General features: G+C 40.2%; 14 protein-coding genes. 2 read left to right on the top strand and 12 right to left on the bottom strand.

Features of this window, described 5'->3' with window-relative positions:
* The first annotated feature begins 162 nt into the window (after window positions 1-162).
* Complete coding sequence (locus ACTJKC_RS00680; protein WP_344850810.1) at window positions 163-504, top strand: hypothetical protein; 342 nt, start codon at window positions 163-165, stop codon at window positions 502-504.
* A 1-nt stretch (window position 505) separates the two neighbouring features.
* Here the strand turns inward: ACTJKC_RS00680 and ACTJKC_RS00675 are convergent, their stop codons facing one another.
* From ACTJKC_RS00675 to ACTJKC_RS00635, 9 genes are all read right to left on the bottom strand, one after another.
* Complete coding sequence (locus ACTJKC_RS00675; RefSeq protein WP_440789372.1) at window positions 506-1,039, bottom strand: hypothetical protein; 534 nt, start codon at window positions 1,037-1,039, stop codon at window positions 506-508.
* Between the two features lie 384 nt (window positions 1,040-1,423).
* Entirely contained in the window at window positions 1,424-1,612 is a 189-nt protein-coding gene (locus ACTJKC_RS00670; protein WP_025142821.1) for a cold-shock protein, read from the bottom strand.
* A gap of 122 nt (window positions 1,613-1,734) precedes the next feature.
* Entirely contained in the window at window positions 1,735-2,025 is a 291-nt protein-coding gene (locus ACTJKC_RS00665) for a hypothetical protein (RefSeq protein WP_440789370.1), read from the bottom strand.
* A gap of 199 nt (window positions 2,026-2,224) precedes the next feature.
* Window positions 2,225-4,648, bottom strand: coding sequence for a DUF4982 domain-containing protein (locus ACTJKC_RS00660; RefSeq protein ID WP_440789368.1), 2,424 nt, complete (start codon window positions 4,646-4,648; stop codon window positions 2,225-2,227).
* A gap of 20 nt (window positions 4,649-4,668) precedes the next feature.
* The gene (locus tag ACTJKC_RS00655) at window positions 4,669-7,209 is read right to left on the bottom strand and encodes a membrane or secreted protein (protein WP_440789366.1); all 2,541 of its coding nucleotides are present in this window, start codon (window positions 7,207-7,209) and stop codon (window positions 4,669-4,671) included.
* Between the two features lie 131 nt (window positions 7,210-7,340).
* Window positions 7,341-8,399, bottom strand: coding sequence for a glycoside hydrolase family 53 protein (locus ACTJKC_RS00650; RefSeq protein ID WP_440789364.1), 1,059 nt, complete (start codon window positions 8,397-8,399; stop codon window positions 7,341-7,343).
* A gap of 7 nt (window positions 8,400-8,406) precedes the next feature.
* Complete coding sequence (locus ACTJKC_RS00645; protein WP_440789362.1) at window positions 8,407-9,519, bottom strand: SusE domain-containing protein; 1,113 nt, start codon at window positions 9,517-9,519, stop codon at window positions 8,407-8,409.
* A gap of 11 nt (window positions 9,520-9,530) precedes the next feature.
* Complete coding sequence (locus ACTJKC_RS00640; RefSeq protein ID WP_440789360.1) at window positions 9,531-11,138, bottom strand: RagB/SusD family nutrient uptake outer membrane protein; 1,608 nt, start codon at window positions 11,136-11,138, stop codon at window positions 9,531-9,533.
* A 28-nt stretch (window positions 11,139-11,166) separates the two neighbouring features.
* The gene (locus ACTJKC_RS00635) at window positions 11,167-14,166 is read right to left on the bottom strand and encodes a SusC/RagA family TonB-linked outer membrane protein (RefSeq protein WP_440789358.1); all 3,000 of its coding nucleotides are present in this window, start codon (window positions 14,164-14,166) and stop codon (window positions 11,167-11,169) included.
* Between the two features lie 461 nt (window positions 14,167-14,627).
* Between ACTJKC_RS00635 and ACTJKC_RS00630 the strand changes: the two genes are divergently transcribed.
* Window positions 14,628-18,710 (top strand): hybrid sensor histidine kinase/response regulator transcription factor, encoded by a 4,083-nt coding sequence (locus tag ACTJKC_RS00630; RefSeq protein WP_440789356.1) that lies wholly within the window; start codon window positions 14,628-14,630, stop codon window positions 18,708-18,710.
* A gap of 298 nt (window positions 18,711-19,008) precedes the next feature.
* Here ACTJKC_RS00630 and ACTJKC_RS00625 read toward each other — a convergent pair whose 3' ends face one another.
* The 3 genes from ACTJKC_RS00625 to ACTJKC_RS00615 all read right to left on the bottom strand — a co-directional run bounded on the left by ACTJKC_RS00625 (window position 19,009) and on the right by ACTJKC_RS00615 (window position 23,498).
* Window positions 19,009-19,899, bottom strand: a complete 891-nt coding sequence (locus tag ACTJKC_RS00625) for an SMP-30/gluconolactonase/LRE family protein (RefSeq protein WP_440789354.1) — start codon at window positions 19,897-19,899, stop codon at window positions 19,009-19,011.
* Between the two features lie 118 nt (window positions 19,900-20,017).
* Window positions 20,018-21,778, bottom strand: coding sequence for an ABC transporter ATP-binding protein (locus tag ACTJKC_RS00620; RefSeq protein ID WP_344850799.1), 1,761 nt, complete (start codon window positions 21,776-21,778; stop codon window positions 20,018-20,020).
* Window positions 21,762-23,498, bottom strand: coding sequence for an ABC transporter ATP-binding protein (locus ACTJKC_RS00615; protein WP_344850798.1), 1,737 nt, complete (start codon window positions 23,496-23,498; stop codon window positions 21,762-21,764). The genes ACTJKC_RS00620 and ACTJKC_RS00615 overlap by 17 nt, the downstream gene beginning before the upstream one ends.
* Window positions 23,499-23,516 lie beyond the last annotated feature (18 nt).

Below are 23,516 nucleotides of genomic sequence, written 5' to 3'. Positions count from 1 at the left end.
ATCTGTCATTCTGAACGCAACCTATATTATAATTAAACCGGATTACAGATCCGGGTATCAACGGTCAGGATCGCAGATCCTGACCAATACAAATGTCAATAATATTATACCAAACAGCAAAAAACTCTTTTGCGATAAAAAATTAAGTCCTATTTTTGCGGCATGTCGTCTAAATACAAGATTTTATACTTTTTCCAAAATTCAGATACCGCTATTCTAGAAATCCAACGCCTTGATTTGCCCGACAATGCAGATGCAGAAGCAACCTACCACTGGCTTTATTACGATAAGCTTACAGGTTCATTAATCAAATTATGGTTCAGATCACTAGATTCTTCTACCGAAATTGAAGAACGTTATTTTGAGCAGGGTTATCTTAAATTTAATAAAACAGAGGCTACATACATCGAAAAACACAATTCGTCGCAACAAAAACTCAACAATATGGGTAACAGAGCCCCTGGTGATGAGATTAGTGCATTAATAGATAATTACCTGAAATAATTCAGGCCATTTCGGGTAATTCAGATTCAAGTTTAACCTTACTTAAAGGGTATCGTGAAGTGTGAAATGTTTTAAGGGAGCTGCAAAATTCAGGATACCATTTTTCCTTCTGCATCTTTTCTAAAAGTTGCATAAAAGATAGTACATCGGCATCAGCCTGGCTAATGGCCTCCGCAACATAATTTACTACCTCCCAGATGCCCTTCATCATCAGGAACCTGAAGGTGGAAAGAATGGCTGACCATTGTACTTTTTTGGCCTGCAATAAAAAAAACCTCGAAACCGGGCTGCACAACCGTTTAAAGGCCATGTAATCTTCTTCCGCACCTTCAAGATTTAAGAGTTCGTCGCTGTAAGGAAGGTTTACAATTTCTGCAGCAATTTTATCAAGGCCATGCAGGTAAATGCTTCCTGCACAAATAGAAGAAATTGATATCAATGATAAATGATCATAAATTTCGGGGTGCATTTTCAACTTACCATTACGTACAAATATAAGTCCGCCCTTTTTTACTGCTCCCACTTGTGTGCTCATGGCCGATAGGCTTAAAAGCTCAAATTCAGCTTCAAAATTTAACGCAGTTACAAACTGGGCCGCGGCCATAAAAGTGCCCCGATCAAGAGGTTTGTTACTAATAACAGGTTCCTGAATTGAAAAAATAGAAAGTTGCAAAAATCTTTAATTTGTTTGGTTCCGGCCGAATAGATCGACAATAACAAAAATAAAAATCCAATCCACAAAATAACTATGCAGAATGCAGTTAAAATAGTTAAAAACGGTAATCGGCTAGAAATGAGAAAGAAATTTTTTCAGTCTTTTTGTTCAGTAATTAAACCACTGGATTTAAAATCGGCTTACTAAACTCCGGGCAAAAAAAAAGCAGGACTAAATCCTGCTCAAAATCTTTTTGGGGAAGAATTAAACAACTCTTACTTTCACTGCATTAAGGCCTTTTTTGCCTTCTTGAACTTCGTATTCAACTGTATCATTCTCTCTGATTTCATCAATCAGGCCTGATGCATGCACAAAAATCTCAGATCCACTTTCTTCTTTAATGAAGCCAAAGCCTTTTTCTGAGTTAAAAAATTTTACTGTTCCGTTTTTCATTATACTGGATGTTTTTTAAATTAAAACTCAAAAATAGGATTAAAACGCAAAAACCAAAATTACTGGCAAACAAAATTGAGTTTACGGCGAAAAAAGATTTAAAACAGCAAAATCTGAATACACTAAATCGAGTTTCTCTGCGTAAGTGGAGAATACCAGTTGATGGGATGCGACCTTAAGTTCATGCCATCACTTTCGATGTGATAAAGGATAATGGGCATGCTAAAATCTACAAAACGTTCTACCTGGCGGGAAAGTTTACCCAGAAAATCCATACTCGATATTCCTTCCTTTAAATGAACGTAAATTACACTGCCTGTTTTAAACTCAAAGCGCTCTACCACGCCCGGCCACTCTGCTTTTATCCTGGTGAGGAAAGCTTTAATTTTGGTTTCTTCTTTTAGATTTTCCATAAGCTTATCAGGTTTTTGAATATATGCTAATTTAAAAAATTATTCCTGATAAGATTAAAATGTAACAGTTCCTATACATTATTTAATGGAAAATGTAAATGGACGGTGGAATTAATTGTCATGCTTTACTATTTCTAAACGCGCTAAAGCATTAACATTGCCAATTAAGTTGGAAATGACACCACCTATTAGCTCCTGATTATTTAGCCGAAACAACGTCTATATTTCCATTTTCTAATCCTTTACCTTTAACCTTCAACGCTATTGTACCACCTTTTTTATCAGACTGTACCACCACAACCAGTTTTCCGCTGAATAATTTCATGCTTGGTTTTACAAAAGATTCTAATGAAGTGGCATCACCATTACAAACTGCTTTAAATGTTCCTGCGCCATTTACCTCAAAATTTAAGGCATTGTCGGCTGTAGGACAAGGAACTCCATTTTTATCAACCACCGATACTGTTACAAAAGACAAATCCTTTCCGTCAGCGGTAATTTCTTTTCGATCAGGCGTTAACACAATTTTGTATGGCTTTCCGGCTGTGGTAATCTTTTCTTCGGCTACAGGCTTTCCGTTGCCGTCAAGCGCTACCACTTTTAATGTTCCTGGTTCGTATTTAACATCCATCCACATCAATCTGTAGCGGTTTTGCGGAGATGATTTATCTTTTTTCCGCACCCCCAAACTTTTCCCGTTTAAAAAAAGCTCGGCACTATCGTAACTGGTGTACACAAAAACTGGTGTTGTTTCACCTTCTCTTCCCTCCCAGTTCCAGTGCGGTAATAGATGTAAAGTAGGTTTTGTTTTATTCCAGCGACTTCTATACAGGTAATAACGGTCTTTGGGTAAACCTGCAAGATCAGAAATCCCGAAATAGGAACTTCTTGATGGCCAGCTGGTATCATACGGAGTAGGTTCGCCCAGATAATCAAAACCGGTCCAGACAAACTCCCCGATTACCCATGGTTTATCATCCTGCATTACAAAATCATCGTCAGGTACATTAGACCAGCTACAATATTCCAGATCATAAGAAGAGGACTGAAAATCAGGATATTGTTTATCAAAGCCTTTTACCACCGGAAATTTATAAATCCCCCTTGAGCTTACGGTTGAAGCCGTTTCTGAACCAAGGATAAACCCCTGCGGGAAAACCTTATTGGCTTCTTCGTAAAGGTGTACCCTGTAATTTAAGCCCGGAATATCCATCAATGCGCCAAAACCCGATTGCATCGTCGCCTTCACCTGGTCCATGCCTACGGTAACCGGACGTGTAGGGTCTTCGCGGTGGAAAATTTCCTGCAACCATTTTGCCCTTTTAACTCCTTCGGCCCCGAACTGATCTGGAACTTCGTTTCCTGAACTCCACATCACAATACACGGGTGGTTTTTATTGGCCTGCACCAGGTTAATAATATCTTTTTCGGCATCGGTATTGAAGTATAGGTGGTAACCGTTTTCTACTTTAGCTTTTGCCCATTCATCAAAACTCTCGGCAAGGAACATAAACCCCATTTCGTCGCATAGCTCCAGTTGCTCAGGCGACGGCATATTGTGCGAACTACGGATGGCATCGCAACCCATTTCTTTTAAAATAGTGAGCTGCCTTTTTAAAGCTGCGGTATTAATGGCCGCTCCAAGCGGACCAAGATCGTGGTGTAAACAAACGCCCTTAAACTTTCGTACCTTACCGTTCAGGCTAAAGCCAATGCCCGCGCTGAAACTAATCGTTCTAATCCCTAATCTTGTTTTTACTACATCTTTTAAAGTGTTTCCTTCATACACGCTTGATACTGCGGTGTACAGGTATGGGCGCTCCGGGCTCCAAAGAACCGGATTGCTGATTTCTAAATTCTGATCAGCCTCATTGCCAAAAATGCCTTTTGCCGTATCAATAGCCACCTGTTTACCTAAACTATCTAAAATTTGCGTTACCAATCGAATACCACTCCCTGTTAATTTGGTCTTGATGTTTACTTTGGCAAATTCTTTTTTTACGATTGGTGTGGTAACGGTAATCCCCCATTGATCGATACTTTTTTCTTCTTTAATAATCAAATGTACGTTACGGTACAAACCCGCACCCGGGTACCAGCGCGATGATTTTGGCATATTTTTAAGGTGAATGGCCAATAAATTATCATTCACTTTTAAATCATTGGTGATATCAATATAAAAGTAATTGTAGCCATAATTCCACTGCCCAACCTGTTTTCCGTTGAGGTAAACACGGGGTTCGCTCATGGCGCCATCAATTTGCAGCAAAACTTTCTGATTTGCCTTTAGCGTTGGAAGATTGAGTTTTTTCCTGTACCAACCTTCGCCTATATAGGGTAAGGCACCTGTTCTGCCTGTTTTTTCACTGGCCCTGGTTTCGTTGTTTTGGGTAATGGCGGTTACCTGCTTGTCTATTTCCTTATCGAAAGGTCCGCTGATGGCCCAATCGTGTGGAACGGTAACCGTTTCCCAGCGGGTATCATTAAAACCGGCTTCAGCAGCATTTGGAAAATTTCCTTTTGAGAATTTCCAGCCTTCATCGAGTAAGACTTCAGTCCTTTGTGCAGCGGCATTTAAATAAGCAAGGCTAAGTATAAAGATGGCAAAAAGTAGTTTCTTCAATCGGAACATGTAATTGATGGTTATTTTAAATAAATAGATTCGATAGCAATATTGATCGGTTTAGTACCAGCCCCATAACCAAAAGTAATTTCGAGCTTTTCGGCATTTTTTAAGTCGAATGCAGCTTTGTCTGGTGATTGATAATAAAGTGGCAAAAAGCCAGGATAAGGACGCGGGAGCAATAACTGTGCATCATTTTTAAGCTGATTTAATGGAATTTCAATCAGTTGAAAATCTTTTCCCGCAAGGATTTCAGTAGAGAAGAAATGTGCATCAGTATCAATTAAGCCCACTTTAACTTTAGTGTTTTCGGTATTTGCCTTTATTTTAATGACCATTTTTTTTAAATTATTCAGTTCCGAAACTCTTCCAGCCATTTTATTAACAAAATAACTTTGAAAACCCATCAGTTGGATACTTTTAGGTATATTGATAGAGAGTTTCATATTTAAAACGGATGGATTTTCTTCTGAAATGTATTCTACCTTACTATTTCCCCAATCCGGATTATAAATATTGCTGTTTTTTCCATCTAAAGCTGCATTGAAGATTTCTACAATGGCATATTTAGCGGCTACATAGGTCTGGTAACTTTCCGTTTCAAGCTTATCCCAGGCATTTGGATTTCCCTTTACATTTGCCGGAAAAGTGATGTAATCGCCATTTGCTTTATGAACGATGATCTGATATTTCAACAGGCCATTTTTTACCATTTCAGCAGGCACTGTCGCAGTGTATTGGTATTCCTGAGCTTTTTGCAATGGAATATTTTTCCAGCGGTTGGCAGCATTTAACTGAACAAAGGCAGAATCTTTTAGGCCTAAACCTGTAATTTCTGCGATGATTTGAAAAGCAATATCTTCTGAAACCGTTTTTAGCGCCTGATGCTTCACAAAAACATCTCCTGCTGAAGCTTTTGGTGCAACAAATTCGCCTAAAATGATATTTTGGTAAATACTTTGTGCGTTCAGGTTGGTTTTCAGGTTTTTCTTTACCAATAAATAGGCGCCGGGTGAAACATTGAACTCATTTTTAACAGCTACCAAATTCAGCGTATTGCCTTGATTTAGGCCCTTAACAGTAAAACTGGGACCTAAATCCGGCAGGTTAATATTCATTGGCAAAGTATTCCATACAATTCTGGTTACCTCTTTTTGGGGCGATGTTTTTTCAAAAGGATCCCTGATCTGGATGGCATCCGGCATTATTTCCAAACGCCATACGCCCGCAGCCACCTGATCGATAAAGTATGCCCCCCTGCCTTCATAGTGAATAATTTTAGAGTTTCCTATCCCTGCAATATGTTTTAGTTTTGTTGCATTTACAATTTTGGATGAGGTGGAATTTGTGTAATAAAATTCTTCGGCAGTATTCATTTCGCTCAGCGAATTTTTGTAATCGATTTTAAAGGGACCAAAAGTATTGCCATTGTTTAAAGTATCTAAACGACCAAGTTGATGAAAAACCTTTGAAGCAATTAACATGCTGATTGCTTTTGATGGCGTATATGCGAGATTTAAATAATGAGTTTGATATTCTGTATTGGCATAAGCAGTTGCCATCGGATCATAGGCAAACTGGGTGGCCCATTGAAAACCTGCAGCCCTAAAACTCCTGGCCATAGCAGGGTACATTATCGGTGCCATTACATCGCCCGCATCAAATTCGTACACTGCTTTAGCACGGTTTTTAAACGCCGGAATGGTATCAAAAGGTATTTTATATTTCGCCACATTCGGGAGGTAATTGCCCTGCAAGGTATGTCCGGCAACTAAACCTGTTGGGTACCATTGAAAAGTATGTCCCTGAACATTTGCTTTTACAATCGCATCGGCATACCAGGGCGATTCGCTAATGTTATAGAAAATGGGTTTAGTCCAGCCGGTACTTTTTATAGCTGCTGTCATGCGGTTAACGTATTCCGTCGCCCTTTCCTTTAGTCCGCTATGGTGAGGTTCGTTATTGATCTCTGTAGCTAAAATATCGGCGTCCTCCTGGTAAGTTAAACCTGTATAAGGATTTTTGTGTTTGAAAAACTGTTTCAGGTAATTTTCCTGTGCTTTAAAGGCTTCTTCGCTTACTACCGATTTATCTTTACCATATTTATTGGCAAAACTACCTGTATTTTCATCTTTCTCAGGATAACCGTTTCCCCAAAAGGCAATTGGCGTAACCAAAGTTTTGATTTTACGTTTTTTAAGTTCTGCAAGCAGAAAATCGAAAAGGCGCAAATGTTCGTTATTGATGAGGTTGCCTTCGGCATCTGATATTTCCTGATCCCAAACATGTACACGGAAAGCATCTAAACCCAAACGGGAAAAATGATACACATCGTCTTTTATGGCTTGTTCGGCAGTTACGCCCATTCTTAAAATGGCCCGATTGCCATAGGCAAAAGGTGCGGTATAGTTGGTACCGAAAAAAGCAGCTTCCTTATGGTCTTTCTCCCAGCGGATTACGCCCGATGCATCTACATAAACACCCTGTTTATTTTGGGCATGCGAAACCATCACCACAAGGGCAAAAGCAAAAAGAGGGAACAGTTTTTTGAGTAAAATCATAAATAAAAAATTGTTTATTAACTGCGGATTTAAAATCCTGTTGGTCGGGATTTGCAATCCCGACGCTCTAATTGCGGATTTAAAATCCGCCCTCGCAAGGCCCGGATTACAAATCCGGACCAGCTGCCAAGTTAAGGCAGAAATGCATCCATTGCAACTGTTGGCTTACCCGAATCATCGAAGGCGCCCAATTTATAACCACTCCAGCTATTGTAAGATTGCGGCTCCCAATAAAAAACCCCTAAGCCTTTGTTATTGGGCAGCGATCTATTCTTCGCCATTAAATCTTTTATAAAAGCTTTGCAGGCTACTGCTTCCGAAACCGGCATTCCCAGTTCGCAAATCATCACTTCCGATCCGTAACGCGAAACCATATCCGTCATATTGGCTAAACACTGGGTATTTTTTGCAGACCAATCTGTAGCCGCTGGGTACATCGACATGCCGATGACATCCCATTTAGCGCCATTATTTTTTAATCCATCAAATATCCACCTAAACAAACTGTTATCGTAGCCGTTAGAAATATGCACCACCACTTTTGAAGTTGGATTTACTGCTTTTACACCATTATATCCCGAAAGTACCAAATCTGCAAAATTTTTCATGTTAACAGAGGCTTTTCCATCGTTCCACAACATGCCATTATTGGTTTCGTTACCTACCTGCACCCATTCTGGCACAATTTTATTGTTTTTCAGCACTGTTAGCGCCTCAACGGTATGGTTATAAACGGAAGTTTTCAAGGTTGCAAAATCCTGTGTTGCCCATGCAGCAGGTTTATTCTGTTGTCCGGGATCTGCCCACGAATCGCTGTAATGAAAATCAATCAGCAAACGCATATTCATGGCTTTTGCTCTTTTTGCCTTCGCCAAAACATCAGCAGTATTGCAATAACCGGCAGCCGGATTTACCCAAACCCTGAGGCGAATGGTATTAATGCCCTTATCTTTTAAAATTTTAAGCAAATCCTGTTGTTCTCCTGCAGCATTGTAAAACTTCTTGCCCGCGGCTTCCATTTCGGTCAGCCAGCTCACATCGGCACCTAAGGCATAAGTTCCAACCGGATCTGGCTCCGGATAAATTTGTGTTTCTCCCTTAACTGATTTTTTACATCCGATACTTATCATTACCAGTAATAAAGTAAATCCCAGCCATTTCATGCTGTTTATGCTTATATTTTTTAACATCTCTCGCCTATTTAATTGAATACGTATAATTTCCGTCACCAGCACTTAAATCTAAAGTAACGGTGAAAACGCCTGTTTTGGTAACCGGGATATTGATACCACCCCAGGTTGGTGCACCAGCATAAACTAAGGCACCGTTGGCATCTACTTTGTAGCTGATATCGTAACCACCATTACAGGTAAATACAAAAGTTTTGCCTGCCGTTAATGAAACGTTCGCAGCAACCCACTTGCCTGTTGTTGCATTGTAAATCAATGGTGTTGATGAAGTACTCCAGGCATTATCATCGCCAGAGATAAAGAATTTAACAGGTGTATAGGTGATCGTCAATGCATCTACATCGGCATTTACTTTCATATAAGCCGGAGCTGGTGTAAGATACAAATTACCTCCTGTTAAGCTCATCGTAGTTGAAGTACCTCCCCAACCGTAAACCTTGCTGGCATCTTTTGTAGATACCAATTGAAAAGCATCGCCACCATAACCATCGGCATTTGGCAGATTAAGATAACCTTCGTATTTCGAATTGAATTTAGCTGAGGTTAGTACAAAACCATTGGTTCTTGCGGTTGGTGTTTTCCAGGAATTACCTCCTTTTACCATCAAAGCAGGATATTCTATGGTGGCTTTGTATGGGTTAACCATCATGGTTAAACTCGAATAAACTGGTTTAACAGCAGAAGTCGTTCCGGTATTTTGGGTTACTTCTGCTTTCAAACGTACTACTAATGTACTTACTGCACCTGTTGGCAACAATAGCTGATTGGCCAGAAGTGAATTAAAATCGGCACCTGAATAAGTTTTTTCAAAAGTACCTGCAGCAAGTTTAACGATAACAGCGTTTGCCCAGGCATTTGCACCTGAGGTATCTGCAGGTACATCAAACTCTAAAGAATACGTTGGGATTACGCTTACCCCAAAATTTGCTGCTTTAAAACTAAATGTAGCTACATTGGCAGCATCAGTTGCTGCTGTTAACACCACACTGGCGGCCGAACTTTTAAAAGCAAGGCTACCCGCACCTGGTGGGGTAACGATATTTGTACTATCATCTTTTTTGCAACCCAAAAACAGGCTGATTAAAAGCAAAGTATAGATAAGCTGAATGGATTTTTTCATGATAATTTAGATTAATAACCTGTATTCTGACGAAGATTTGGATTAGCCGAAAGATCGGTTGGCGGCAATGGATAAAGATTGTATTTGCCATTTACGGCTGCACCGTTTTTAACGCCACCTTTCCATGCCCATAAATAAGCAGCGGTGGTAAACTTTCCAAAACGGATCAAATCCGTTCTGCGGCTTGCCTCGTACCAAAGTTCACGCCCGCGTTCATCTAAAATAAAATCGGTAGTTAAAGCGCTTGAGGTGATGTTTCCAGCTACGCTTCCGTTATACGCACGGGTGCGCAACTGATTAATGTACGTTAATGCCTGTGTTAAACTACCGCCTGAGCCACCGCGTAAAACAGCTTCGGTATAAGTTAAATAGATTTCACCTAAACGAAAAAGCGGAAAATCGATATCCGAAAAGTCTTTGGCTACATCCTGATGTGGGGCTGGACCACCAGAGCGGGTTTTGTTACGGAATTTAGTGCTCGAGTAACCATCATTTGAGGTGTACAAATCGTTCACCTCCATGTTTTGTCCGGACATGTAAAACTGTGCCCTTGTATCTGTTGCGCCGGTTTTATCGGCAAAAAGATTAACAAACTGTTGGGTAATCCTTAATCCGCCCCAATCGCCGTTCGATCCTGAAACTTCTGCCGGCACGTGTGCCGGACCATGCATCAGGTAAGTGGTACCCCCAAAATTTTGGGTACTGGTGCCATCATAATTAATGGTGAAAATGTTCTCGTCGGTATTCAAGTGGTTATCGGCGATGGTCAGCTCACGGTAGTTGCCATGAAGCGTATAACCCGCAGCGGTAATTTTGTTGCAATAGGTAATGGCATCTGTATATCGGGCTGTACCGGTATATACTTCTGCATTTAAATATATCCTTGATAATAAAGCCCATGATGCGGCCCTGTCTGCACGGCCATATTCGCCGGCTTTTGGTGCAGCTAAATCATTTTCGATGGCTTTAAGCTCCGATTCTACATAAGCGAATAAATCTTTACGGGTAATCTGTTTGGGTAAATCCTTACCTCCTACCTCAGTGGTTTCGGTAACCAATGGCGGATTTCCATAAAGATCCATCAATACCGCATATTGATAAGCCCTGATAAAACGCGCCTCTGCCCTAAACCTGCGCACCTGATCGGCATCAGCTCCAACAATTCCTCTTTTGCTTAAATTATCATCAGAAGATTGATTGATGAAATCGTTGCAAAGGGTAATCTGAAAAAATGAACGGTAATATAAACCATTGATGATCGAATTGATAGACGACCAGGTCATTTCGTGCAGGCCCTGGATACCTGCATCGTTTTGCCACGACCAAACCGCCTCATCAGTAGTGAGTTCCTGTAAATTCCAGTATAAACGCAGAAAATCGGAATTACCTTCATCTTTGATAATCTCCATCGGAATATCGGGCTGACCAACAGAAGCATTTCCGGTAAGGGCAAAAGCACCATACACCTTGGCCAACGATTGTTTGTAACCTGCTGCAGAGGTATAAACCTTATCAGCTGTGAGATCATTGGTGGGTACTAAATCTAATTTGTTGCATGATGTGGTAAAAATTACCCCAGTGCAAGCCAGAATAAATAATTGTAAAACACGTGGTTTCATATATTTTTTGTTAAAGCAATTCATCATCTTAAAAATTAACATTTAAGCCTAAAGAGAAAATACGTGGTCGGGGATAGATATTGTTATCCACTCCAGAGGCAACTTCCGGATCCAAACCTTTATATTTTGTAATTACAAACACATTCTGTACGCTGGCAGTTAAGCTAAGGTTTGCTTTGGTTTTTAAGATCTGACCAAAGGAATAGCCCAGGTTAACATTATCCATTCTCAGGAATGATGCATTCTGAACATAGTAATCGCTCAGTAACTGCTGTGTTTTAAAATTGGTAGTAAGGTAATTTGGCGAGGCATTTAAAATTACGGCCGTACCTAAAATCTGATTTAAATTACCGCTTTGGCTATAGTTATTATTGTACAGGTAATTACCTAAGTTAGCCCTGAGCGTGAAAGACAAATTCCATTTTTTGTAGCTTAAATTGTTGCTAAAACCTAAAAACACTTTAGGATCTGCCTGTTTTCCTTTTTTGAAATCGTTTTGATTAATTACGCCATCCCCGTTCTGATCTACATAAACCCCCTCAATAGGGTTTCCATTCTGGTCGTAGGTCTGTTCGAACAGATTGAAAGTATTTTTAGGTCCGCCAACTGCATTAATAAACGCATTTTGACCGCCAACACCGCCTGCAATGGTTCCGCTGGGGAAACCTGCATAATTTGGATCGTTTGGCACAACCGTTAAATTGGTAATGGTATTTTTATTATAGGTAGCGTTAAAACTAAAATCCCAGTTGAAATCTTTCTCTTTTACCGGGTTAAAGTTCAGGGTTAACTCTACCCCTTTGTTTTCCATATCACCAACGTTTACCACTGCGGTTGCGGCAAAATTTGTTCCGGCAGGCTGAGGAATTAAATTCAATAAATCGCTGGTTTTCTTACGGTAAACTTCCAGCGTACCCGTAATGCGGTTATCTAAGAGTCCAAAATCTAAACCAATATTGGCTGTGGCCGTTTCTTCCCATTTCAAATTAGAAATGTACGCACTTGGACGGTACATCTGGTAAAAGATATTTCCGAACTGATAAGACGCATTTAACGAACTCAGGCCATAAGTAGACATATATCCATAGTTAGGAATTCCATCCTGTTGCCCTGTAATACCATAACCCAAACGTAATTTCAATGCAGAAACGATTTTGTTATCCTTTAAGAAAGATTCATTTTTAATCGTCCATGCTAAAGCTGCCGATGGGAACACCCCATATTTATAGGCAGGCCCGAAACGAGATGAACCATCTCTGCGGATTGTTCCTGTCAACAGAAACCGGTCGTCATAATTATAGTTTAAGCGCCCAAAATAGGAGATTAAACGGTTTTGTGGTTTGTTAAAAGCAAAAGCCGGCGTAGCATTGGTCTGATTTCCACTGGCGTCAAAATTTGCATAAAAATACTGGGTGGTTAAATAATCATTATAAGAATAACCCGCTGTTGCATCTACCCTGCTTTTGATCGATTTAAATTCTTTAACATAGTTGAGGTAAAAATCGAGAACGGTATTTCTCCTGTTCTGTTTGTATTGATTATTTACACCATTACCAAGGCCATTTAAATTACCAACAAATGCTTCAGCTGCGTTCGGGTCGACAAAAACAGTACCTTTTCCTGAAGCTACATCATAGGCGGCGTTTAAATTAGCGTGCAATTCTGGCAAAAAGTGAAAACTATAATCGAGCTGAACATTACCGATGCTGCGCATTGGTTTAGCACGATCTTCTCGTTGTTCTAACAATCCAACCGGATTACGGCCAACCAGATTAACCAATCCTGTTGGTGTAGTAGAATCCAGCCATTCCCAATAACCATTATAGTCTGATCGGTTGGTATAGGTAGCTTGCGTTGGATCGAAACTTACCGCGCCACCAATAGCGGCCGTATTTGCAAATCGCGTTTTCTGCATGCTACCTTTAAGGTTAATATCCAGTTTCAGGTGATTATCAAAAAATCTCGGGTTAAAAACAATTGCTGCTGAAGTTTTCTGCAATTGGTCGGTTCTTAAAACCCCCGTTTGATTTTGGTATCCGATGGATAAGCGGTAAGGCAATTTTTTGATTCCGCCACTAATGCTGATGTTGTTATCGGTAGAAAAACCATCCTGATAAATCAAATCCTGCCAGTTGGTATTAAAAGTACCCAACTGTGCTTTTTGAGCCGAAGTACCTTTAGCGTTTACAATTGTGCGGATCTCGTCAGCACTTAACACATCTAATTGTTTGGTTAAGGTAGAAACAGCGTTTACCGAATTAAAAGTAACTTTTAAGGCATCGCCCAATCCTTTTTTGGTGGTGATGATAATTACCCCATTTGATGCCCTTGCGCCATAAATGGCTGCTGCTGATGCATCTTTTAAAACTGTAAAAGTTTCAACATCATTTGGATTGATGAAACTTAAAGGATTTGATGCGCCCGAAACACCGCCGCTTTCTAAAGGTACCCCATCAATCACTATTAATGGATCGTTACTGGCATTTAACGATGAACCGCCACGGATCCGGATGGTGCTACCACTTCCCGGCTGACCACTGTTCGAAGTAATCGACACCCCCGACACCTTGCCTGATAACATTTGCTCCGGCGTACTGATGCTTCCTTTTTGAAAATCTTTTACACCAACAACAGCTACAGACCCGGTAAGATCTTGTTTTCGGGTAGTTCCATAGCCTACAACAACTACATCATTTAAAGTAGATGCATCTTCTACTAAGGTGATGTTTAAGGTAGTGGTTTTAGCAACCGAAACATCCTGAACTTTATAGCCGACTGAAGTAAATTCGAGAATACCGGCCTTTGCTGGTATTTTGATGCTAAAATTTCCATTTGCATCGGTCGAGGTGGCAATCGCTGTTCCCTTTAAGCGAACGCTTACACCTGGCAAACCTAAATTATCGGGTGCTGATTTAACAACTCCGGTAATGGTAGCCTGCTGTGCAAAGAGATATCCATGGGTAAAAATCAGTAGTAAAAGCATTAACATCCGCTTGTTACTCTTGATGAAAGATGTAAAAATGTGCATAGAATATTATGGTTAGAATTAACGATACAAATGAAGGCTTTATGGCTTTATCCGCTTTGTGCTATTGTTCATTTCTTTTGTGCTAATCGACATATTATTGGTTTTAATAGCGTATTAAGCCTTATTTTAATGCAATCGTTCTAAACGCTTTGCGTCATTCCTTAACAGTCCAACCGTTTGGAAATATCTTTTTTTAGAACATTTTATGCATTTTGCTAACCAACTTTAATAAAGCCCGGATTTTAACCATGCACGCCGTCAATCCCAAGTGGCAGAAAAATCAAAAAAACAGTTCTCCCCTGCGGTCGAAATGACGGTTTATTGAAATAGATCATTGCGATTATATATTTTTCGAAACTGAGTTTAAGTAATGACGATATTCGGTTAATCCACACCCATAAAAAAGGTTCACAAAAATCAATTATCTTTATTGCCTCAGAACTATCCCACCAAACAATCAAATGAACGCGTTAACGAGAACCATTCTCCTGCTCCTTCTAATTTTTTCAACCGGGAATATTAGCGCGCAAGGTTTAAAGTTTAAACACGTAAGCGTAGAAGACGGGTTATCGAACAGCACCATCGAATGCATTTTTCAGGATCACCGCGGCTTTATCTGGTTTGGTACACGCGATGGACTGAACAAGTATGACGGCAATCAAATCACCGTTTTCAAACATAGCAAAAACGAAAATAGCATCAGCGATAATTTCATCAGGTGTATTTTCGAAGATCAGCACCACATCTTGTGGATTGGTACATCAGACGGGTTGAACAGGTTTAATGCCGAGAAAAATAATTTTACAGTTTATAAATCTACAGACAAACAAAACCAGACCAATAATATCATTACTTCGGTTAAAGAAACGAAAGATGGAATATGGATTGGCACATACGGCGGCGGACTTAACCTGCTTGACAAAACCACGAATACCTTTAAACGATACCCATATCAGTCTGACCAACTAAAAAACAGCCGGAGAGATTACATTAACGATCTGTACTGCGATGCTGCAGGAAATACCTGGATGGCTACCGATGCCGGCATTCATGTTTTAAACCTTAAATCGGGTAGCGCAACAGCCATAAAAACATTGGAAAATGAATCTTTCAGGGTCATTAAAAAAGATCCGGATGGCTCCTTTTGGTTTGGAACGGAAGAAAACGGTTTAATCCATTACGATCCCAGCAAGAATATCATTAAAACCTATCAACATCAGGAAAAAAACAGCAATAGTATAGGCAGTAACCTCGTAAGGGCTATTGTTTTCGATAAGCAAAAAAAACTATGGATTGGAGGCATTAACGGAGGACTGAATTTTTTTAATCTCAAAACCGAAACATTCACGCACTACCAGAACGAACCGGGAAACGTCCTTAGTTTATCGCAACGCACTGTTTCAGCACTTTTTGTCGATCAGCAGGAAAATTTATGGATAGGCACGCACCGCGGCGGGGTAAACTTATACAGTCCACAGGCAGAAAAATTTAAACTCGTGCGCCAGGAATCCAATAAAAACAGTTTGAGTTATAATGATGTGCGGGCTTTTCATGAGGATAAAGCCGGTAACATTTACATCGGAACCGATGGCGGCGGACTCGACATCTACAACAAAATAAGTAAAACCTTTACCCACCACCGCTATAACCCTTTTAACCCCAATAGTATCGGTGCAGATGCCATTCTGGATATCACTGAAACAAAAAACGGCATGTTATTGGTCGGCACGTGGGCTGGCGGATTGAACGTGATGCACAGCGATGGTTCCTTTACCCGTTTTAACCACAACGCCAGTCCTACATCGATTTCATCAGATTACGTCCAAAAATCATTCGAAGACAGCAACGGAAATACCTGGGTAGGTACATATTATGGTGGCTTAAACCTTTTCGATACGCAGACTAAACAGTTTAAACGCATTACCAGTGGGAAAAATGGCAGTAAACTGATTGGAAACAACATAGTTGCCATCAATGAAGATCAATACAAAAACCTTTGGATTGGTACCGATGACGGGGGTTTAAACTGTTATAACCTCAATAGCCAGGTATTTACCCATTATTTTATGGGCGATGGGAAAAGGCCCGATTTAAGGGTAATTTTTACCGACAGCAAAGGTAATTTATGGATCGGGCAGGCTGGTCTCTATCGTTTTAACCGTACAAAAAATAAATTTGAGCTTTATACTACTAAAGCGGGCTTATCAACCGAATTTATAAAGGGAATTACGGAGGATGAAAAAGGCAATTTCTGGATTTCTACTGCCCATGGCCTCACCAGATTTAACCCTCAGAACCAAACCTTTAAAAAATACAACACCGGCGATGGTTTGCAGGGACTTGAATTTGAAACCAATGCTTACTTAAAAACAAGGAACGGAGAGATGTTTTTTGGAGGAATAAACGGTTTCAATTCCTTTTTCCCGGATGATATCCATACCAATAAATTTATCCCGCCTGTTCATTTAACGGAGTTTCAGATCTTTAACCAGAAAATACTTCCCAACGCAGAAGGATCTGTATTAGAAAATGATATCAGTTATACCAAAGAAATTAAGCTGGATTATGACCAGGCTTCGATATCGTTCCGTTTTGCCAGTTTAAATTATGTAGCCAACGAAAATAACAACTATGCGTATCGGTTAGAAGGTGAAGATAAAGACTGGATTTTTGCCGGCCATGCCAAGCAGGCCTCTTACACCAATCTCGATCCCGGCACCTACACGTTTAGGGTCAGGGCATCAAACAATGACAACGTTTGGAACACGACAGGCACAGCTGTAAAAATTATCATCTCTCCTCCTTTCTGGGCAACCTGGTGGTTCAGGCTCATCGTTATAGCCACTGCGCTATACTTAACCTATTTAGCACTCAGTTTTAAACGCAGGCTGGAAATCAGAAAAATAGAGGAAGAAAAAAGAGAAGAAATCCACCAGACACAGCTTCAGTTTTTCACCAATATTTCTCATGAGTTCCGTACACCGCTTTCATTAATTTTAGGGCCGATTGAGCGACTGCTCAAAGAAGACACGCAAGAAAGTTTCCAGAGTTATTACAATACCATTCACCGCAACGCCAACCGTTTATTGAGGCTCATTAACGAACTGATGGATTTCAGGAAAACGGCTTCGGGTGCTTTAAAACTCAATGTAGTAAACGGTAACCTGAATCTTTTTATTGATGAAGTGGCTGAAGAGTTTTCGGAAATGGCAGCTGAAAAGGAAATCCGTTTTACCGTAGAAAAAGAGCACCTACCCGATGATGTTTGGTTCGACAGACAGGTGATTGAAAAAATTATCCTTAACCTGATTAATAATTCTATTAAATACACTAAAGCAGGCGGAACGCTTAAACTTCAGGTATTTACCGATCTAAGCCATTATAAACCTGCTTTCGAAAACCAATTGGTGGTTAATAGTGATTATGAAGCCCGTTCCTACATCTATTTCCGCGTGATTGATAGTGGTATCGGGATTTCGAAAGATTCCATCCAGCATTTATTTGAACGGTATTACCGGATCACTGAAACGCATTTGGGATCAGGCGTAGGCCTTGCTTTCGTAAAAAGTTTAACATTGTTGCATAAAGGATTGATTCAGGTATCGAGCCAGCGGAATGAAGGAACTGAAATTATTATCGGTATCCCGGGCAGCAAAGCAGATTATACGCTAAGTGAACAGTTCAGTAAAAACAGTGAACCCGGAGGCACCCGTTTAGAAAGCATCAGCTATCGCTCAGAAACTGAAATGCCCCAACCAGCAACCGAACAAACACCTGCGGATACCACAACCCATATTCTTTTAGTAGATGACAATGAAGAGCTGAGGGCATTTTTAAAAGATACTTTAAGTCCCTTTTATTCTATTTCTGAAGCTTCGGATGGCCATTCAGGACTTGAACAGGCCCGAAAAGATCTGCCTGATCTCATTATCAGCGATGTGATGATGCCTGGCATGAACGGAACCGAATTTTGCCAGCGCATTAAGGAAGATATTGAAACAAGCCATATTCCATTTTTAATGCTTACCGCTAAAAACAGTGTGGAAGCTGAAATTGAAGGTGCTGCATCGGGTGCCGATCTTTATTTCACCAAACCCATCAACATTAACCTGTTGCTGCTTACCATCAAAAATATTTTTGAGCAAAGGCAAAAATTGAAGGAACACTACCTGAAAAATAAGGATACCGAACCCAAAGCACTTGCCCATTCGGAAAAAGACAAGGCATTTTTAACTAAACTGCTTTCTATCATTGATGCCCAAATGGTTAACCCTGAGCTGGATATCGACTATTTATGTAAAGAAATCGGCATGAGCAGGACCAAACTTTACCAGAAAATAAAATCGATTACAGGACAATCTATTGGGGAATTCGTCAGATCGGCACGACTCAGGAAGGCCATAGAGATCATGAAAACCGAGGATGTGCTGATGACGGAAGTAATGTACCGGATTGGTATCCAGACACAATCGTATTTTACAAAGGCTTTTAAGAAAGAATTTGGAGTAACGCCTACAGGTTACATGCAGAATTTAAAATCTTAAGATAGGTTATTAGAAATTTGTCAAGCTGAGCGTAGTCGAAAGGGCCTGTCTGTCCAGTACACTTAAAAGAAACTTTACAGGATCTCAAACCTTATTTACAGGATTAAATAAAAGTAAAAAAGCCCTTCAATCCTGAGAGGGCTTTTTCATAGTCGTCTATCCCTATAAGTAGGAACCCAAAACTAAATAATGCGTTTAATATTTTTAGAGGTTGAATAAACTGAACAGAAAAAAATTTTGCACTGGTTCATCCTCAGTTTTCGGGCTTTAAATGCATTTAAACCACTAAAACTATCCGTTACTCTACTCCTTTAGCATTTACCGGAATAACGTAAAGCGATTTTGAAGCCGTGATAAAAAGCATATTTCTATCCTTTCCACCAAAACAAATGTTACCACACCACTCTTCGGGCACATCGATATGGCCTATTTTTTCGCCATTTGGTTTGTAGATATTTACCCCTTTTCCGGTTACGTAAATATTCCCGTTGCTATCTAAAGTCATTCCATCAGAGTGCTGGTTAAGGATAAGTTGCCTGTCTGATAATCTGGCATCTGCACCAATGGCATAACGGTAGGTTTTGTTGGCGCCCATATCGGCAATGTACAGGAATTTACCATCAGGTGTACCCACAATACCGTTTGGTTTAACCACATCATCGGCCACAACAATGGCTTCTTTTTTACCTTTCGGAAGATAATAAACTTTTTGTCCGGGTATTTCCGGCGATTTCCTGATCCAGTAATCACGTTGATAATATGGATCGGTAAAATAGATTCCTCCTTTTGCATCTAACCAGATATCGTTCGGCCCGTTTACCTTTTTACCTTCATAATCTGTAAAAAGGATTTTGATCTTTTTGTTTTTATCGATAGACCAGATCTGGTTATTTTCATCGGCACAAACAATCAGATTGCCTTTTTTATCAAAGTAGGTACCGTTTGCCCTGCCCGATTTATCCATATACAGGCTCAGTTTGCCATCAACACTATATTTCCAGATTTTATCGTTCGGCTGGTCGGTAAAAAACACATTCCCCAGTTGATCAACCGATGCACCTTCAGTAAACTTAAACTGTGAAGAAATCAACTTTAAACTATCCTGAACAAAAAGGTTTGAAGCTGTACCCTGCGTAAAAGAAACCAGGCATAAGGCAGAAAATGCCAGAGAAAAGAAATATTTTTTCATTTGTGTTTTTATTAATGTTAGTCGGGATTTGTAATCCCGCCTGTCGGACTAAGGATTTTTAATCCTTTTAGTGAATCCAAAACTCATTAAGTTGAGATTCCAAATCTCGACTAATATATTAACTTACCCGTTTCCCTTTAAGTAACATATTTAATGCATCATTCAGCGTACCTGCTTTTTGCACTTCGCCTTCATTTACAAAATAAATTTCGTCGGCGTTTTCGATGGTATTTAAACGGTGGGCAATAATTACCAGCGTAGTTTCTTTCGACAGTTTATTCAAAATACTTCCCAAAAGCTGCTCGGTAATGGTATCGATATTGGCTGTAGCTTCATCCAATATCAACAGCTCAGGATTCCGTAAAACCGCACGCATAAACGCAATCAATTGCTTTTGACCTAAACTGATGCTATCAGAGCCCGAAGTAATTTGTGTATTCAATCCTTCATCAAAAATGGCCAGAAGCGCGTTCAGGTTGGCTTCCTCGATGATTTTTTCCAGTTCGGCATCGCTAACATCTTTATATTGACTATTGCCATAAAGGATATTTTCTTTTACCGATCCTGTAAATAAAAATGGTTCCTGCAAAATAAAGCCAATCTTTTGCGTTCTTTCTTCTGCAGAAAATGACCGGATATCTTTACCATTTAATAAAACAGTTCCTTTAGTAGCATCGTACAAACGCGAGATTAACGAAGCTGTTGTGGTTTTTCCGCCACCGGTTGGGCCGATTAATGCATAAGTTTTGCCTTTTTCGAACCTTAAATTGATGTTATGCAGGATTTCTTTACTGTCATCATAAGAAAAGTGAACGTTTTTAAATTCCAGCAAGGCATCAGAAGTAACCGTTTCGTTCACCTCCAATTGTTTTAAATTGCTTTCTAAATTTAAAATCTGCGATATCCTGTCCCAACTCGCCATCGCCACCTGAAAACTCGTCCACAGTGCCGCCAACTGCCTTAACGGGTTATAAAAATTCGTGGTGTAAGAAATATAACTCACCAGTAAACCCAGGGTAAAATGGCCTGTTGAAATTAAGTAAATACCAAATAACAGCGTGATTAGCTGTGCCACACTGGATAGCAAACCATAAACCGGTACAAAAATATTATTGGCCAAACCTGCACCAATTGCAGTTTTATAATTCTGAACATTGGCCTCATCAAAACGTTTTCTAAAATAATCCCTGCGGTTAAAGGCAATAATCACTTTAAAATTATTCAGGCTTTCCTGAATTTCGGCACTCATGCCACCCACGCTTTTTAAGTTTTTAGCATTTTTTCCTTTTACCCAGGGCGATAAAGCCACGGTAAAAAGCACAATCACCACCGCAGGAGAAAGTGTAGCCGCACCCAACTCGAGATTAATGGAAAGCAGGAAAATACCCGCCCCGATCATGGTGACAATGCTGCCAATAAACTGCATTAAAGACTGCGAGAAAAACTGGTTCAGTTTGTCTGTATCGTTATTTACCCTCGATATCAGATCGCCTGCCTTATTCTGGTTAAAAAATGAAACCGGCAGTTCCTGTAATTTATTAAATATGGCATTGCGCAAGGTATAAAGCATCCGCTGGCCTACGCCCCCCATCAGCCTGGTTTGGGTATAACCGGTAACCATGGCAATCATGTACATTACCAGTAAAATCCCCCCAAAAACAAGTACCCCATGGAACTGTCTGGTGCGGATGTAGGTATCAACCGTGTGTCCCACCAATAACGGCCCTAAAAGCAATAAGCCTGAATTAACCAGAATGGCAATCAGTGCCAGCCAAAGGTTTCTGCGTTCGGCCGAGATCAGTTTTAGCAGGCTTTTCAGCGCCTTATAAGTCGACTGCTTTTCCTGCTTTGTGCTAAGCTGGTTAAGATTGTAGTTCATAATTACTGGTGCTCTGTTGTGAATTGTAAATCTGAACATATTCAGGACTGCTTTTTAACAGTTCCTGATGGGTTCCTTCTGCAATAATTTCGCCCTGCATCAGCAAGATTACTTTATCATAATGTTCAACAGAAGCTATTTTTTGAGTAATAGAAAGTAAAGTTAAGCCCGGATAATGCTGCTGGATATTCTCCAGAATCCTCTTCTCGGTATTGGTATCTACACGGGCAGTAAAATCATCGAGTAACAGGATTTTCGGATTTACAGCTAAAGCCCTGGCCAGCATGATCCGCTGTTTTTGTCCGCCTGAAAGGCTGTTTCCCCGTTCAGAAACGATGGTATTTAATTGATCAGGCAGCGCATCAACAAAATCTTTCAGTTCTGCAGTGGCAATGGCTTTGGCCAACGATTCGTCAGTAACGGTATCGCTAAAAGCAATATTCTCCCTGATGCTCATATTAAACATAATGCTATCCTGAAAAACAAAACCTACCTGCTGGTGGAAATCTTCCTGTTTGTATTGTTTAATCTCCTGCCCGTCATACAATACCGATCCCGCATCAGCGTCGGTTAAACCTGTTAAAATATAAAGCAACTGTGTTTTTCCCGCAGCAGTTGGCCCGATAATAGCCGTTTTAGATCCTGCTTTTGCAGTAAAAGAAACCGATTTTAAAACGGGTTTTTGTCCGAAATTTAAAGTAATGCCTTTCGCTTCTACCTCTCCTTTTAATGTTGTGGTTAACGTTCCCGGATGATTAATTTGTGGGGCATTCAAAACGCTTTCAATCCTTTGGTAAGAAGCCGTAGCCTGTGCAATTACATTGCTCATAAAGCCGATCACTAAAATCGGGAAGATAATGAGTGTAAGGTAACTGCTAAAAGCGGTAAATTCTCCCAGGCTCATCGAATTGGTAATTACAAAGTGACCGCCCAGTACCAGAATACATAATCCTGCTAAGTTGGAGGTGAAAACAATCACCGGAATCAGTGCTGCAAACATCCGGAGGATGGATATCCCCAGATCCCTTGCTTTGGCATTGGCATCTAAAAATTTATTGTACTCCAGCATCTGCGAATTGATTACGCGGATTAATGCCGAACCCATAATGCTTTCGCTGATTACCTTGTTTAACCAGTCGATTACTTCCCTGCTCTTTTTAAAAAGCACCCTTACCTTGCTCAGCACATAAAAAAACGCCCCCCCTATAATGGGTACAATCGCAATTACGCATAGCGCCAGTTTCCAGTTAATCATCAGCAGCAGGATACTGGCACCCACAATTAAAAAGATAGATGAAGCAATGGAAACAATGGCCTGCGAAACAAACATTTTGATCGAATCGGCATCTGCAGTGAGGTTGGTTAGCAGTTTAGAGGGATTGGCCTTAATAATATAGGCGTGACTTTGCCGCGAAACCTGATCAGAAAGTTTGGTCCTTAAATCTTTTGCTACACGCTCTGAAGCATAGGTTTGTACAATACTTTGTAAATAGGTAAAGATGAAAACCAGTACAATGGCCAGCGAAAACTGGAACATGATGTGTTTTAAATCGAAGGTTTTGTTCGTGTAAGAATCGATACCGCTTGCAATAATTTTTGGTAAGAGCAGATTGATGCCGTTACTGAGCAATGCGAACAGGATGAGCAGAAAAATTAAGCCCCTGTAATTTCCAAGTAAACTGAAAATACCTGGCTTTTTGGCTTCTTTGGTTTTTTTCATATCAATGAAGATACCTTA

This window comes from Pedobacter sp. 22226, assembly GCF_052045455.1.
Taxonomy (GTDB): domain Bacteria; phylum Bacteroidota; class Bacteroidia; order Sphingobacteriales; family Sphingobacteriaceae; genus Pedobacter; species Pedobacter jeongneungensis.
Note: the sequence above shows the minus strand (reverse complement) of the source record. Positions and strands in the feature narration are given on the sequence as shown.

Excerpts from the sequence above, each read along its gene's own strand:
- ACTJKC_RS00680 (WP_344850810.1), top strand. The coding sequence starts at position 163 with ATGTCGTCTAAATACAAGATTTTATACTTTTTCCAAAATTCAGATACC.
- ACTJKC_RS00675 (WP_440789372.1), bottom strand. The coding sequence starts at position 1,039 with ATGAGCACACAAGTGGGAGCAGTAAAAAAGGGCGGACTTATATTTGTA.
- ACTJKC_RS00670 (WP_025142821.1), bottom strand. The coding sequence starts at position 1,612 with ATGAAAAACGGAACAGTAAAATTTTTTAACTCAGAAAAAGGCTTTGGC.
- ACTJKC_RS00665 (WP_440789370.1), bottom strand. The coding sequence starts at position 2,025 with ATGGAAAATCTAAAAGAAGAAACCAAAATTAAAGCTTTCCTCACCAGG.
- ACTJKC_RS00655 (WP_440789366.1), bottom strand. The coding sequence starts at position 7,209 with ATGATTTTACTCAAAAAACTGTTCCCTCTTTTTGCTTTTGCCCTTGTG.
- ACTJKC_RS00650 (WP_440789364.1), bottom strand. The coding sequence starts at position 8,399 with ATGTTAAAAAATATAAGCATAAACAGCATGAAATGGCTGGGATTTACT.
- ACTJKC_RS00645 (WP_440789362.1), bottom strand. The coding sequence starts at position 9,519 with ATGAAAAAATCCATTCAGCTTATCTATACTTTGCTTTTAATCAGCCTG.
- ACTJKC_RS00640 (WP_440789360.1), bottom strand. The coding sequence starts at position 11,138 with ATGAAACCACGTGTTTTACAATTATTTATTCTGGCTTGCACTGGGGTA.
- ACTJKC_RS00635 (WP_440789358.1), bottom strand. The coding sequence starts at position 14,166 with ATGCACATTTTTACATCTTTCATCAAGAGTAACAAGCGGATGTTAATG.
- ACTJKC_RS00630 (WP_440789356.1), top strand. The coding sequence starts at position 14,628 with ATGAACGCGTTAACGAGAACCATTCTCCTGCTCCTTCTAATTTTTTCA.
- ACTJKC_RS00625 (WP_440789354.1), bottom strand. The coding sequence starts at position 19,899 with ATGAAAAAATATTTCTTTTCTCTGGCATTTTCTGCCTTATGCCTGGTT.
- ACTJKC_RS00620 (WP_344850799.1), bottom strand. The coding sequence starts at position 21,778 with ATGAACTACAATCTTAACCAGCTTAGCACAAAGCAGGAAAAGCAGTCG.
- ACTJKC_RS00615 (WP_344850798.1), bottom strand. The coding sequence starts at position 23,498 with ATGAAAAAAACCAAAGAAGCCAAAAAGCCAGGTATTTTCAGTTTACTT.